The organism is Paenibacillus sp. ACRRY (assembly GCF_022346995.1).
In the GTDB taxonomy this organism is placed as follows: Bacteria; Bacillota; Bacilli; order Paenibacillales; family Paenibacillaceae; genus Paenibacillus.
This window is the reverse complement of sequence record NZ_JAKRNM010000001.1, coordinates 1,107,217-1,121,928: the sequence shown is the minus strand read 5'-3', so window position 1 is coordinate 1,121,928 and position 14,712 is coordinate 1,107,217. Positions and strand designations below refer to the sequence as shown.

Annotated in this window: 10 protein-coding genes; 8 read left to right on the top strand and 2 right to left on the bottom strand. The window is 44.0% G+C overall.

Translation table 11 applies throughout. The annotated features are described in order from the left end of the window. Positions 1 to 114 precede the first annotated feature (114 nt). The 3 genes from MH144_RS04735 to nspC all read left to right on the top strand — a co-directional run bounded on the left by MH144_RS04735 (position 115) and on the right by nspC (position 3,772). On the top strand, positions 115 to 465 hold the full coding sequence (locus MH144_RS04735; RefSeq protein WP_239297916.1) for a DUF3221 domain-containing protein: 351 nt from the start codon (positions 115 to 117) through the stop codon (positions 463 to 465). 939 nt (positions 466 to 1,404) lie between these two features. Next, entirely contained in the window at positions 1,405 to 2,643 is a 1,239-nt protein-coding gene (locus tag MH144_RS04730) for a saccharopine dehydrogenase family protein (protein ID WP_183520271.1), read from the top strand. A gap of 1 nt (position 2,644) precedes the next feature. Further along, positions 2,645 to 3,772, top strand: coding sequence for a carboxynorspermidine decarboxylase (gene nspC, locus MH144_RS04725; protein ID WP_239297914.1), 1,128 nt, complete (start codon positions 2,645 to 2,647; stop codon positions 3,770 to 3,772). A 97-nt stretch (positions 3,773 to 3,869) separates the two neighbouring features. On the opposite strand, the gene MH144_RS04720 is transcribed toward nspC, so the two are convergent. After that, the gene (locus MH144_RS04720) at positions 3,870 to 4,748 is read right to left on the bottom strand and encodes an aminoglycoside phosphotransferase family protein (protein ID WP_239297912.1); all 879 of its coding nucleotides are present in this window, start codon (positions 4,746 to 4,748) and stop codon (positions 3,870 to 3,872) included. Next, positions 4,745 to 5,629 carry an AraC family transcriptional regulator gene (locus MH144_RS04715; protein WP_239297910.1) on the bottom strand — a complete coding sequence of 295 codons (885 nt, stop codon included), beginning with the start codon at positions 5,627 to 5,629 and terminating at the stop codon, positions 4,745 to 4,747. Before MH144_RS04715 ends, MH144_RS04720 begins: the two co-directional genes overlap by 4 nt. A 156-nt stretch (positions 5,630 to 5,785) precedes the next feature. Between MH144_RS04715 and MH144_RS04710 the strand changes: the two genes are divergently transcribed. The 5 genes from MH144_RS04710 to MH144_RS04690 all read left to right on the top strand — a co-directional run bounded on the left by MH144_RS04710 (position 5,786) and on the right by MH144_RS04690 (position 14,633). After that, complete coding sequence (locus tag MH144_RS04710; RefSeq protein WP_343226018.1) at positions 5,786 to 6,697, top strand: DMT family transporter; 912 nt, start codon at positions 5,786 to 5,788, stop codon at positions 6,695 to 6,697. Positions 6,698 to 6,738: 41 nt separating this feature from the next. After that, on the top strand, positions 6,739 to 7,071 hold the full coding sequence (csaA, locus tag MH144_RS04705; protein ID WP_239297906.1) for a chaperone CsaA: 333 nt from the start codon (positions 6,739 to 6,741) through the stop codon (positions 7,069 to 7,071). 232 nt (positions 7,072 to 7,303) lie between these two features. Then, positions 7,304 to 11,377 (top strand): DUF2252 family protein, encoded by a 4,074-nt coding sequence (locus MH144_RS04700; protein WP_239297904.1) that lies wholly within the window; start codon positions 7,304 to 7,306, stop codon positions 11,375 to 11,377. 431 nt (positions 11,378 to 11,808) lie between these two features. Continuing rightward, entirely contained in the window at positions 11,809 to 14,070 is a 2,262-nt protein-coding gene (locus MH144_RS04695; protein ID WP_239297902.1) for an ATP-binding cassette domain-containing protein, read from the top strand. A 92-nt stretch (positions 14,071 to 14,162) separates the two neighbouring features. Continuing rightward, positions 14,163 to 14,633, top strand: coding sequence for a GNAT family N-acetyltransferase (locus tag MH144_RS04690; RefSeq protein WP_239297900.1), 471 nt, complete (start codon positions 14,163 to 14,165; stop codon positions 14,631 to 14,633). The last annotated feature ends 79 nt before the right edge of the window (positions 14,634 to 14,712 follow it).

Sequence of the window (14,712 nt, the reverse complement as noted above, 5' to 3'; positions counted from 1 at the left end):
AAAGCCGCATATCGCGGCTTTTTTTGTTGATGGATGTTAGCTGAAGAAGCAACAAACCTTCCAATTGAAACGTCTGATATGTAGAAGGTAGTTGTGTTGTGAGGAGGAATACGATTGAGAAAATTGGTCATAGGAGTGACGCTACTTTTCCTTCTATGTACACTTAGTGGATGCGAAATATTCTGGAAAAGTGAAATTGGGGATTACATCCTTCAGAAGGAAAAAGATCGAATTCTGCTAGCGGAAAATATATCTAGAGAAGATGCGGTTCATCCTTTTGCTGATCTTAGAGAAAAAAAGGTCAATCTAATCCATTATATTGTTGAAGATTCGGAGCTCCTTGAGCAGCTTGAAGTAGGGGACAAAGTTAAAGTTACTCCCAAAGTGAATGAGGATGGATTTTATCTTGTCAGACAATCTGATCCACCTCAGATTATAGCGGGCAAGATTGAGAGAGAAGAATGAACCCGATGCTTGATAGTTTCCTAAAGTAAATAAGTACAAAGAAATGGGACAACATTATAAATGGGTAAAGGTGTAAAGTTTCGATATCTTTAGTAACTATACTAATGCCTGTTGATTAACATGATTTCATGGATAACTTATTGTATCTGCGACAGGAGGGATGATTCGCATTTCTTAAGTAAACGGTTATTGACCAATTGAAAATGGTTATTTTTCACTGAAGAAGATGATCAATCATATGTTGATGTTACATTGTGCAAACTACAAACATGCATCTGAGCAGATGAGAAACCAAATTAATTTCCAAAACAAACTCGGAAAGTTTAACGGAAAAATGGACAGCTGATCGAGTAAAAAGTTCGACCAGAATGAGGAAATAAGTTTTTTTTGAGTTATCCCTTGATTTTTTTAAAAGTGTTTGTTATTGTTTAACCTGTGATTTTGGAAAGCAGTTATATCAATTGGAACGAGCACTTTCCAGCAGATAATTTTGACCACTTCCATGAGGGAGTCAAGGCCATACGGACAGCCGGGTCAAACGCCGATTGGCAACTTATGTTGCCTTATTGATTGAGTTAAAAGCTCAAATTTTATAAGTTGGTTACTTTACAACCAGTGCAATTGCACATCAACTTGTGAAACGGTCAATAAGAGTGGTAAAGGCGAATTATTTGCTATATAGACTCTGATCTGATATTGATATACATGAGGGAGCTTTCCACCAGAGGAGTTCTTTGAACTTTTTTGGTTATGGAGACTTTACGTTTTTTCACGATGTATATCGACAAGCAAGTGTGATGATGCGCGGATTGCGGCATTTATTCACCTTGCTTTTTTTGTTGTCAGGAATTGACTGAAGTTGGAAAATGAGAAGACCTTGGAACGGACATTTGAATCAAAAACCAAAAAAATCTACATATGGGATAGGAGAATGTAAAAATGGGAAAAGCACTAATCATCGGCGCCGGCGGCGTGGCTTCTGTGGCAGTACACAAATGCGTTCAAAATAGCGAAGTTTTTGAGGAAATCTGTATCGCGAGTCGTACCAAATCCAAATGTGATGATCTCAAAGCCAAGCTGGACGGTGGCAAAACAAAAATTACTACAGCACAAGTGGATGCGGACAATGTAGACGAATTGATTGCTCTGATCAACGAAGTTAAACCGGATATCGTCATGAACCTGGCTCTGCCTTATCAAGATCTGACGATCATGGATGCATGCCTTGCAACCAAAACGCATTATATGGATACTGCAAACTATGAGCCAGAAGATACGGCAAAATTCGAATACAGCTGGCAATGGGATTACAAAGAACGTTTTGAAAAAGCAGGAATCACTGCACTGCTCGGCAGCGGTTTTGACCCAGGCGTAACTGGCGTATTCTCTGCCTATGCCCTGAAGCACTATTTTGACGAAATCGAGTACATCGACATCCTGGACTGCAACGGCGGCGACCATGGCTATCCATTCGCAACCAACTTTAACCCGGAAATCAACATCCGCGAAGTTTCGGCAAACGGTAGATACTGGGAAAATGGTGAATGGATCGAAACCAAACCGATGGAAATCAAACGTGTCTACGACTTCAAGGAAGTTGGCGAAAAAGACATGTACCTGTTGTACCATGAAGAGCTGGAATCTTTGGCGAAAAACATGCCTGGCTTGAAACGGATTCGTTTCTTCATGACCTTTGGCCAAAGCTACCTGACGCACCTGAAAGCACTTGAAAATGTGGGCATGACTTCCATCGAACCTATCGAATTCGAAGGAAAACAAATCATCCCGCTGCAATTCCTGAAGGCGGTACTGCCTGACCCGGCATCCCTTGGACCACGTACTGTGGGCAAAACGAACATCGGCTGCATTTTCAAAGGCAAAAAAGACGGCAAGGACAAAACGTACTACGTTTACAACATCTGTGATCACCAAGAGTGCTACAAAGAGGTTGGTTCCCAAGCCATCTCGTACACTACAGGCGTTCCAGCAATGATCGGTGCAGCTATGGTCATGACAGGTAAATGGAACAAACCAGGCGTATACAACGTGGAAGAGTTCAACCCGGATCCATTCATGGAAGAGCTGAACAAATGGGGACTTCCATGGGTAGAAGACTTCAACCCGGTTCTTGTTGACGAACTGCCAGAAGAAGCCAAAGAATCGGAGCTCGTTCGTTAAGATGCGGTTTGAGCAATTACCGACACCCTGCTTTGTTGTTGATGAGGCGCTTATTGAGAGAAATGTGAAGATCCTTAACGGTGTCATGCAGCGTACAGGTGCCAAAATCGTGCTGGCTCAAAAGGCATTTTCCATGACAGCGATGTATCCACTAATCGGACAATATCTGAGCGGGGCAACGGCAAGTGGGCTGTATGAAGCCCGTCTGGGCCACGAGGAAATGGGCAAAGAGAATCATGTATTTGCACCAGCCTACCGCGAAGACGAGATCGATGAGATTATTTCAATCTGCGATCACATTATTTTCAACTCTTTTTCGCAGCTTGCGAAATTTAAGGATAAAGCACTTCAGGCTGGTCGCAAGATTGGCCTGCGTATTAACCCTGAATGCTCAACCCAGGAAGGGCACGAGATTTACGATCCGTGCTCTCCGGGTTCGCGTTTCGGTGCCAAACAGGAGGATTTCCGCGCAGAACTGCTTGAAGGCGTCTCCGGTTTGCATTTCCATACATTATGCCAACAAAATTCCGACGATCTGGAAACGACGTTGAATGCGGTTGAAGAGAAATTTGGACAATGGCTGCCTCAAATGGAGTGGATTAACTTCGGTGGTGGACACCACATTACGCGTGAGGATTATGACATTCCAAGACTGGAGGCATGCATCAAACGCATGCAGGACAAATATGGCCTGGAAGTATACTTGGAGCCAGGGGAAGCAGTTGCGCTTAACGCGGGCTATCTGGTGACCTCTGTGCTGGATTTCCACAAAAACGGAATGGACATTGCCATTCTGGATACTTCAGCCACTTGTCATATGCCAGACGTACTGGAAATGCCATACCGTCCGCCGCTTGTTGGCTCCGGAGAAGCAGGAGAGAAGCCTCACTTGTACCGTCTTGGCGGTCAAACTTGCCTGTCTGGTGATGTCATTGGAGATTATTCGTTTGATGAGCCATTGAAAGAAGGCGATCGTCTGGTCTTTGAAGATATGGCGATCTATTCCATGGTCAAAACGAATACATTCAACGGAATGCCATTGCCAGCCATTGCTGTAAAACGAAAAGATGGAGATTGTGAAGTTGTCCGTGAATTCGGATATCAGGATTTCAAAATGAGACTGGCTTAGTTAGCTATTATATATATCCTTAATAACAAAACCGGATTCCACTATCAGGAATCCGGTTTTTATTTTTATCTTAGATGCAATACAAGGACTATAGGGACTATAGTGATTTATAATCTCGGCTGATCACATCTATAACCCGTTTTCCCCAGTTCGATGACTCCGAATCTGGTTCATTCCAGGCATAGGTGATAAGTGCTTTCCATAATGCCCAACCTCGGGCACGGTTAATCATATCTTGGTCAGCGTTCATTCGGCGGAGGAAAATATCACGACTGGTATCATCAAAAAAGTTCCATGCCATCACCAGGTCGCTGGAAGGGTCACCCACGCCCATCGTTCCGAAATCAATGACTCCGCACAATCGGCCGTCTTGTACGAGCAGATTTCCTACAGCAACATCACCGTGCAGCCAGAGCGGCGGTGCTTCATACTTCTTGGCAAGCGCAAGCTCCCATATTTCCAATAACAGCTTTGGATTGAAGTGACTGGGCAAAACGTCAATGACGGATCTGGTGTCCTGATCGTAGACAGCCAGGTTTCCTCCGCGATGAAAATTTTGGATGCCTGCGGGAATGCCCTCACTTGCATCGATCGCCTCCAGTTCAATTAGAAAACGAGCGAGATCCTCAGCAAATGTGTTCAGATCAGCTATATTCTCAACTGTGACGGTATTGCCTTCAATCCATTGGTTAACAGACCAGGGAAGAGGATATTCTGCCGTAGGCTCACCTTTTGCGATCGGTGCTGGAATTGGTAAGGAGAGATAAGGCTTGAATACAGGCAGCCATGTCAATTCTTTCTGAACAGCAGAGGCATATCGTTCATGACTCGGTAAACGAACCGTCATCTCATTTCCTAATCGATAGGTCCGATTATCGTGTCCACTTTTGTCTACGGGTGCAATAGTTAGGTGCTTCCACTGGGGAAATTGACTCTGGATCAATTCACGTACCAGTTCAGTCGTAATTTCAATCATTTCATTCGCCCCCTGCGGAAGTTGTTAGGTGTTCGTTGATGCTGTTTTTTGAAAGACTGAATAAAGTGATTCACATGATTGAAGCCCACTCTATGGGCTATCTCCGTTATTGTATAGTCGGTCGAGCTTAATAACTCACAGCTTTTTTTAATTCGATACTTAATTAAGTAAGCGTAAGGAGTCATATGAATTGTACGCTTAAAACTTCGGGTGCATTCCGATACACTTAGATGTGCTGCATCTGCGATCTCCTGTAAAGTTATCGGATCTGCATAATGCCGGTGGATGAAACTGAGCATGAATTGAAGTCTCTCCTGTTGCCGCTTCGCGTTCTCTGATGCTTCCTCTGTCGATAGCGAGAAATTGGAGATTATAATCAGCCACAGCTGTACCGTCTGAATGGAAACCTCATACTCCCAGCCCCATTGTTTGGTCATCTCAAATTTTGTTTTCATATCCTGCAGCATCTCTAATACTTGGATTTCCCATTTAACTTCGCCTTTGATTACAAGTGATACAAAGGACGAGTTGGTATACGGGAGGACATAGTTTTTCTCCATGGAGCTATCCGAGTAGAAAGCCAGTAGTTTCTCTGGAAAATTAAAACTGACATACTGTCCGTTATGCGTCAAATGGGTCGTCACATGAAGAATGCTTTTATTGATCAGAATGGCCTGACCTGTATGTAATTCATGATCCATCCCGTTAACCTGGATCACCAATGTTCCTCTGGTAACCAACGTAATCTGTAAATCTTCATGCCAATGCAGATCGTTAAATCCTCTCCCTTCAGGGATGCTATCGTGAACCGTATGCGTGTACATGATATAAGGGAATGAAGTATCGGGATATTGGATGGTCTCATGCAAGGGTTTCTCCATAGCCTAAATTCCTCTCAAATGACGATATTTCGATATAAATGAAAGATATTATTGCACTAATTAACTATAAGCGATGATATTATTATATCAGATCTTAAGGTTATCAATACAATCCTGTGCACAGACGATTGATAAAACATCCTGGAGGCCTTACATGTGAAAATCAAACAATCGTCATTACCGTTTCATCCGTATATATTGCTTTTAATCAGCATCCTGTCTGTTTCAATTTCATCAATTATGATCAAATCATCAGATACGGCAACTGCTGTGGCTGGAATGTACAGATTGTACATATCCGTAATCATTATGCTTCCTTTTGTACCCTGGAAATCCCTTCGAATCTCTGAGATGACCAAAAAAGATTGGGTTACCATAGTGGTAGCAGGGCTATTTCTCGGATTACACTTTTTATTTTGGATGGAATCCTTGGTTCATACTTCGGTGGCGAGTTCCATGGTCATCTTGTCATTGCAGCCTTTATTCGTAATGATTGGTTCCTATTTTATGTTCAGAGAACGAAATAGCATGTTAACGATCTGTTGTTTAATTGCTGCCCTCATTGGTTCAATTATCATTGCTTGGGGCGATCTCGGGATTTCGCGAGAGGCGATCTTAGGAGACGGACTATCCTTGGTGGGAACCATTTTGGTTTCTGCTTATATGCTTGCAGGGCAAAAGGTAAGTCGTAAAATAGACTCTAATGTATACAGTATCCTCGTTTTTTTCCTGGGCGGGACCGTGATGCTGGTTTATTGCTTGATCAAGCATATCCCAATGGTGGGTTACAGCTCTTCGGATTGGACCTATTTCTTTTTGCTGGCCGTAATCCCAACCATTTTTGGTCAGAATATTTTTAACCTGTTATTAAAAACGATAGGTGCAACGACGGTTTCTGTAGGAATTATTGGAGAGCCTGTTCTCGCTATTATTCTCGCATATCTATTTTTGGGTGAAACGATATCTGCATTTCAATCAACAGGTGGATTAATTACATTGTTAGGTATGGGCATGCACTTTTGGATACGATCCTCAAATCATTTCGTAGCTAAAGAAAAATGGATATAGTGTATTATATTTGAATAGAACAAAAGATGAGGAGATTATACATGGCAACAATTGAAGATTTTATGAAGCTGGACATGCGGATTGGGACGATTACTCACGCAGAATTATTTTCAGAAGCAAAAGTGCCTGCGATCAAGCTGGAGATTGATTTCGGAGAAGAGATTGGGATCAAGAAATCGAGTGCACAAATTACGAAAAGATATAAAGCGGAAGAGCTTATCGGCATACAAGTCATTGGGGTTGTAAATTTCCCTCCGCGCCGGATAGCCGGATTCAAGTCGGAGGTTTTGGTTCTAGGAGGTGTACCCGAAAAAGGGGATGTGGTGTTGTTAAAACCAGACATTGGACTACCACCTGGGACACCTATTGCGTAAAAGAACTCAGTCTTAGAGCTTAATACTTGATCTTAATAATCCGTAAAGGTCGCCAACCTGGCGACCTTTTTTTATTGGGAATCTCTATTCAACTGTTCAGCCTTGCTGCAAATGACTGAATGGAAGTACGTACTTATCTTTTATTTTACCAAGCATTGATATAGCTTAACTCTCACCTGACACAAGCTTGCTATACTAACGTGTATTTGGATTGGGAGAGGGGAAGAACAGCATGAGAAAATATGGACAACGTTGGTTGGCCACCGTACTTGCAACGGCCTTAGTCGTACAAGCATTATGGTCGCTGGCAGGAGGAAGCATTGCTTGGGCAGCTTCATATACCACGGAGCATTTGGCGAAGAACATCGTCATCAGCCAATTCTATGGAGGCAAGTTGGATGACGCCGAAGATGCGTATAGCAATGATTTTGTCGAATTACATAATCCGACAGGTGTACCTGTTTCACTAAATGGCTGGTCCATACAGTACGCGGATAGTCAGAAGAACAACTGGAAAATAGCCACTCTGGGAACAATCAATGATTCGATTCCCGCTTATGGTTATTATCTTGTGTCTCTTGGTAGTAACGGGAATGTTGGTGCTGCACTTCCACAAGCCGACGCAGAAGGTGCTGACATCAAACTAAGCAACAAAAGTGGTAAAGTGGTTCTCTTAAACACAACGCAAATGCTCATCGCAAACGATCCATTGGCGGACGCGTTGAACGTGAATATCGTCGATTTCGTAGGTTATGGTGCAGAAGCCTATCTGGGAAGTCCGGCTCCAGAAAGCGGCAAACAGAGCACAATTCAACGTTTTGTCTTTGATCCACTGAACCCGGACCAACAGACAACAGCGGCATCGTTCCCGAATCGTGGCAACAACTGGGATACTCGCAATAATGGCAACGACTTTGAGAAAGTTAAAGGTGCACCCGTTCGCAATTCTGGAACTTCAGCAGCTTACGCTATTCTTGAACAGAATCAGGTCATTCGGATGACATCCGAATCGGACATAGATCCGCAGTTTAACACGATTGTACTAACTGCTGTTGGCGGTTTGTTAAAACAAGGACAATGGTCCTCCAGCGACTTCAGCGTTTTTGGTCTGCCAGATGGGATATTTGCTGAGGCAAGCGCGAGTGGCGATCAGATTCATTTGAATATCCTAGGTGATGGTTCAGGTAACGTCTCTTCTGATAGCCAAATGACGTTTGAGATTAACCCAAGTGCATGGGACCAACCGAATAAACCGTTCGAACCTGTTAGCGTTTACCAGGGCACAAATCAAGTCACTTTGGTCAAATTTACGCCGGATAATCAGATTGTTGCATTACCGGATGCAAACTCGGCCGTTATTCGTATGAGCGGCGCAAGGGACCTGGATGCTCAGGTTCGCATTTCGCTCTCGACAGGTCAACCCGTGGATGGGATCTTAACACCAGATGCCTATTCGATCTCAGGACTTCCGTCTGGAAACTGGAATTTGACAGCGGAGGGTAATGCAGAAGATCAATCCGTTACCATTTCTATAGCGGGTAAAGCAGATACTGCATTGATGGACGAAGCGAAACTTCATATCATTCTGAATTCGCAATCCGTGCAGCAAGGGGATGAGTGGATTGCTTCCGAACCGATGGAAGTGACACTTCGCCGCTATACTAAGCCAGTTCTAACTGGTGAAACACGTAAGAATACAGTTGTACAAAGCATTATTGCAGATAACACATTTTTCAACGATCCGTTAATTAAAGAGTATAAATATGGAACAGAAGGTCTTGCTGCGAATGAATACACCTTTTTACGGGGTACCAACTCGCTATTCCAAGCCGATCTGGCATCAGGTCTGATCGCTTCACCAGCAGAGTGGATTGAAGGTTGGAACAATAAAGATATTCTGACCTACACGGAAGGCGATGCGCATATTCAAAATGTGGGCACATTCAATGATAGTACCCATCAGATGGTGTTTGGTCTCAATGATTTTGATTCAGCGGGCATCGGAAGCTTCTATGAAGAACTGCTTCGCTTTGTGACTAGCGTATATGTTGTTCAATACGACAAAGACAGTTCAGGTATTCAGCACCTGCAAACGTCTGATTATCGGGATGTTTCCCGAGTGTTCCTGGAAACGTACAAGGATACGCTGATTGCGATCCATAACAATAATAATCTTAAGAATACCAAGCTGACATCTAGCGATGTCACAGCATATACCAAATCAGTCATGAACAGTGTCTCCAAAAAATCCTATGAAGAAGCGCTTGAGAAATTGCTTGGAAAACGTGCGCTAGACGGTAAACTTAACATTGCAGGCAATCCGGATAAATTCGAGCAGCCTACAGAAGCGGAGGTGACCGCACTTCAAGCTGGATGGGAAGCGTACAAAGCTGAAGTGAGAAATAACTTTCCGAATCTGACCGATGAACAGTTTAATGAATATTTCACCATGAAAGACGCAGTAAGGCGTATCAACCAGGGGATTGGCAGTATTGGCGTCAAGCGCTACAACGTGCTGATCGAAGGTCCAAGTGACGGACTTGCGGACGATATCCTTCTTGATGTCAAGGAACAGACTCCTGACGCTTCCTTATCTAAAGATGCCTATTTGAACATGGGGGTTGATGTTGATGCCTATCTTGGTACGCTGGCCGCAGCTCAACGATCCTACTTGATTCGTGAAGTTTCACCCTTTAAGGGCGACTATACGGACAAACCTTTCCAAAGCAAAGAAGAGCTGGAGCAATACTTGATAGATTCAGCCAAATCCTATGCGTATGCGAGTTCACGTCTCGATCAAGTTTCAGATACGTTGAACTACAAATATGAAGATCGGTTCGTTACAGAGATTGTTCCAATGTGGGACGCACTCGTACCAGTGATCTTAAATGCTGCTGAAGATTATTCCCAGCAGATTGTTGCTGACTTTGCGCTCGTGAAAGAGGATATGCGAGCGGGTAAACTGATTGATGTAGCAACCTTGGATGAATTGACTGTGAACCGTGGCACAATCACACCAGTCTTCAAACCAGAAGTAACGCAGTATGGCGTAACTGTGGAAGCGGATGTGGCAAGCTTGGATCTCACTGCCAAGCCTACAGATGGCAAGGCGACTTTGATGATAAATGGTAATTTTTATTCCAATAATCAGCCACAATCGATATTATTGTCTTCCGGACAAAATCAGATTTCGATCATCGTGACTGCGCGAAATGGATCGATCCAAACGTATCACCTGTCCGTCACGCGTGGTAGTATAACAACACCTACAACACCTACACCTTCGAATCCTTCTGGTGGCGGTGGTGGCGGAAGCTCGACAGGTAATGTAGGAAATAACGGGAATAGTGGAAACACGGCGGGTAATGCAATGATCGTTCCTGTTCGTGGCGGAGAATTTACATTCCAGGGCATCAGACTTCAAGTCCCAAATGGAGCAGTACAAGCGAGTACGGAATTAAGCTTCACAAGCGTATCTAACGCTGCAGAGCTCGTGAGAAATACTGCTTTCCAATTCATTGGGGAGGCATTCCGGACCACGTCCAGCACATTCCTCAAGCCGGTTACGTTAACCTTACCTTTCGACAATACAAAGGTGGAATCGAATCAGACCATTGGATTGTACAGCTATAATGAACAGACCAAGCAATGGATGCTGTTCAATGATATGACAGTGGATCGGGCAAATGGAATCATATCCGGAACAACGACTACTCTGGGTACATTTGCTATATTGGTTTCAGGTGCAAGCGCAACGGCTGATCCTGTACCTGCTGACATGTTCAATGATATCAACGGACATTGGGGAGCCGCTAACATTATCGAGTTGGCTTCACTTGGAGCCATCAACGGATATCCGGATCAATCTTTTCAACCTGACCGCAATGTTACCCGTGCCGAGTTGATCAGTATGATGGTTAAGGCACTTAGATTGGAATCGGCGGAGAAATCCGACTTTACAGACACCAATGCTCACTGGGCGCATGAGGCAATTGCTGTCGCTCGTGGTCTTGGAATAGCCAACGGCTACGGTGATAACACTTTTGGGCCCAATGAATGGGTTACTCGTGAGCAAATGGCATCCTTTATTGTGCGTGGAGCCCAGCTTGATGCAAGCAGCCATAACATTGATTTCAAGGACGCTACCAATATATCGGACTGGGCTCGCCCGGCACTGGCTGCAGCAATAGCCGAAGGCATAATGAATGGATATATGGATGGAACCTTGAAGCCACAAGGGAAAACAACCCGTGCCGAGGCAGCAACAATGATTCTGCGTGTCATTCAAATGCTTGGAACTAAGTAACAATGATATGATGTAGAAGCATCAAATAAGGACGTTTATATTCGAGGCTATTTCCTGACAAGTACATCTGTCTGTGAAATAGTCTTTTATTTTTCATTTCCTTAAATTGAAAACACCGATTTTATAAAAAATATAACGTTTGATTAAATCGACAGCTTATATTTCAGATTATGGCTAGCTCATAAGAAATCTCATAAGAAATCTCATAGAGACAAGTTGACACGACACTAAATGACGTCTTACAATCACAACGTCCCTAAATGGTTTCTTATTATTAATCCATAATTAGGACAGACCTAAAAGTATCTTTGAAAATAGAAATTTACCAAAAAATAATCACCTTACTGCAAGTTGTAATTATTAATGAATGAATATGCATTAAGAATGGCATTCTCCTACAAAAAACTATAATAAATCGGAGGTTCTAACGCATGAGCGAATCTAATCAGGAGTACATCGTACTCACTGGTGCAAGGGAGAACAACCTCAAGAACGTATCCTTGCGCATCCCAAAGCGTAAAATTACGATCTTCACCGGAGTATCCGGATCCGGCAAGTCATCGATTGTCTTTGATACAATTGCGGCAGAATCCACTCGATTGTTGAATGAAAACTTCAGTATGTTCGTTCGTACGTTTCTGCCTCGTGTTCCGCAGCCAGATACCGATGCCATTGAAAATCTGAGCATGGCGGTGATTGTGGACCAGAAGCGGCTCGGCGGCGGATCTCACTCCACAATGGGAACAATCACCGATATTTCGCCTATTCTTCGTCTTTTATTCTCTCGCGTTGGACAGCCCTATGTCGGGCCAGTAAACATGTTCTCGTTTAATGATCCGCAAGGCATGTGTCCCGAGTGCAACGGAATCGGACGCAGACTTGGCGTGGATATGAACAAGGCTGTGGACATGGAGAAATCTCTGAACGAAGGGGCGCTCATGCTACCGGATTATGCCGTGGATGGCTGGGATTGGAACATGGTGCTGCAATCAGGAGACTTTGATCCCGATAAGAAGTTAAGCGAATACTCGGAAGCGGAATTGGACCTTCTTTTATATGGTAAGGCAAGAAAAGTAAAAATGGATTTCGCTGGTAAAGCAACGAATATTACCGTAGAAGGTGTTATTGAGAAATTCACGAACAAGTACATCAAGCAGGATGTGAAGACGAAATCGGAACGTACTCAAAAAGCGGTCATGCCGTTTATCTCTGAAGGTCCCTGCTCCAGCTGTAACGGTGCGCGACTTAGTCAGGCAGCACTCAATTGCAGAATTAATGGATGGAATATTGCGGAGATGTCTGCCATGGAAGTGGGCCAGCTTATTCGCACCATCCGGGAAATGAATGATGCCGTTGCAGCACCGGTCATCAAGTCTTTGTTGGAACGGCTGCAGCATCTAGTGGATATTGGACTGGACTACCTGACATTGGATCGTGAGACTGATACGTTATCCGGCGGCGAGTCACAGCGTGTCAAAATGGTGAAGCACCTAAGCGGCAGTCTTGTCGATGTCACCTATATCTTCGATGAACCCAGTGTTGGCTTGCATCCTCGTGACGTACACCGATTGAATGAATTGCTTCAAAAGCTGCGCAACAAAGGTAACACCGTGATTGTTGTTGAGCACGATCCGGATGTCATCAAGGTTGCGGACCATATCGTGGACGTCGGACCTTACGCTGGTAAACGCGGTGGTACCATTGTATATGAAGGAAGTTTCAGTGGATTGCTGGAATCTGGCACCCTGACTGGCACCCACATGAAGCGGCCTTTGCAGTTAAAACACGACTGCAGGCAGCCATCTGGCAAACTGCTTATTAAAGATGCGACGTTGCATAACTTGCAGAATGTAAGTGTTGATATTCCGACCGGAGTGCTTACTGTTGTTACAGGTGTTGCCGGATCGGGAAAAAGTACGCTAATCAACGACGTATTTCTCAGTCAGCATGCAGATGCAATAGTAATCGACCAGTCAGCAGTAGGTGTATCCACACGGTCGAACCCGGCAACGTACACGGGCATTATGGATGACGTACGCAAAGCGTTTGCCAAGGAAAATAAGGTGAATCAGGGCTTGTTCAGCTTCAATTCCAAGGGAGCGTGTGACAACTGCCAAGGACTTGGTGTCTTATATAAAGACCTTTCCTTTCTGGACAGCGTGAAGCTGCCATGCGACGTATGCGAAGGCAGAAGGTTCAAAGACGAAGTGTTGGAATACAAACTTGGTGGCAAGTCGATTGCTGAAGTGCTGGAGATGACCGTTGAGCAAGCGCTCGAGTTTTTTCAATTAAAAGAGGTGGTACGTAAGCTTCAGGCGATGAGCGACGTCGGATTGAACTATATTACACTTGGCCAGCCGTTAAGCACACTCTCAGGCGGGGAATGCCAAAGAATCAAACTCGCAAGTGAACTGCACAAAAAAGGCAGTATTTATGTAATGGACGAGCCGACGACAGGTCTTCATATGTCGGATATTGGTCATCTTCTGGAGATCATGAACCGTCTCGTGGATGCAGGCAACACGGTTATTGTGATTGAGCATAATCTCGATGTGATCAGCCAGGCCGATTGGATTATCGATATGGGACCGGATGGAGGAAGCAAGGGTGGACAAGTTGTATATGAAGGTATTCCTTCACAGATCATCCATGCAGAACAGTCGATTACTGGGCGATACTTGTCTATGAATTGAAACATTATTGGCTGTCCAGCCATACGATTCAGAACGTCTGATGATTACTTGGCGTAAATGGAAAAGGAACATACTTACGGAGGTTTACTTTTATGTTGATCAGAGAGATTGAAGAAAGAGATAATCAACAGGTGGAACATCTGATCAGAACGTGTTTGATCGAATTCGGAGCAAACAAACCAGGGACAGCCTGGACAGATCCACATTTGGGAGATTTCTATCATCTGTACCAAAATGCAGGGTCTAAATATTGGGTAGTTGTGCAAGATTCTACGGTCGTAGCGGGCTGTGGTATTGGTCCGATTGACGGTTATCCTCAGATTTGTGAGTTGCAAAAAATGTATGCATTCAAAGAAACCAGAGGTACAGGTATTTCAAGCGAATTACTGCACGTTGTCCTTGATTATGCGAAAGATCATTATGAACAATGTTACCTGGAAACGCTGAGCAATATGACTGCAGCCAACAAGTTTTATGCGAAAAATGGATTTATTGCATTAGACAAGCCCTTGAATGGATCTGAACATTATGCATGTGATACTTGGTATTTGAAAACATTGTAAGTGATCTGATTATATCGAAAATTTGCATTACCGGTAGACCCTGAGGATAGGGTTTATCGGTTTTTTATTTAACCACTGC

What these genes read in the sequence shown, in the direction of transcription:
- MH144_RS04715 (WP_239297910.1), bottom strand. Translation starts at nt 5,629, where the DNA reads ATGGAGAAACCCTTGCATGAGACCATCCAATATCCCGATACTTCATTC.
- MH144_RS04730 (WP_183520271.1), top strand. Translation starts at nt 1,405, where the DNA reads ATGGGAAAAGCACTAATCATCGGCGCCGGCGGCGTGGCTTCTGTGGCA.
- nspC (WP_239297914.1), top strand. Translation starts at nt 2,645, where the DNA reads ATGCGGTTTGAGCAATTACCGACACCCTGCTTTGTTGTTGATGAGGCG.
- MH144_RS04690 (WP_239297900.1), top strand. Translation starts at nt 14,163, where the DNA reads ATGTTGATCAGAGAGATTGAAGAAAGAGATAATCAACAGGTGGAACAT.
- MH144_RS04720 (WP_239297912.1), bottom strand. Translation starts at nt 4,748, where the DNA reads ATGATTGAAATTACGACTGAACTGGTACGTGAATTGATCCAGAGTCAA.
- MH144_RS04695 (WP_239297902.1), top strand. Translation starts at nt 11,809, where the DNA reads ATGAGCGAATCTAATCAGGAGTACATCGTACTCACTGGTGCAAGGGAG.
- MH144_RS04700 (WP_239297904.1), top strand. Translation starts at nt 7,304, where the DNA reads ATGAGAAAATATGGACAACGTTGGTTGGCCACCGTACTTGCAACGGCC.
- csaA (WP_239297906.1), top strand. Translation starts at nt 6,739, where the DNA reads ATGGCAACAATTGAAGATTTTATGAAGCTGGACATGCGGATTGGGACG.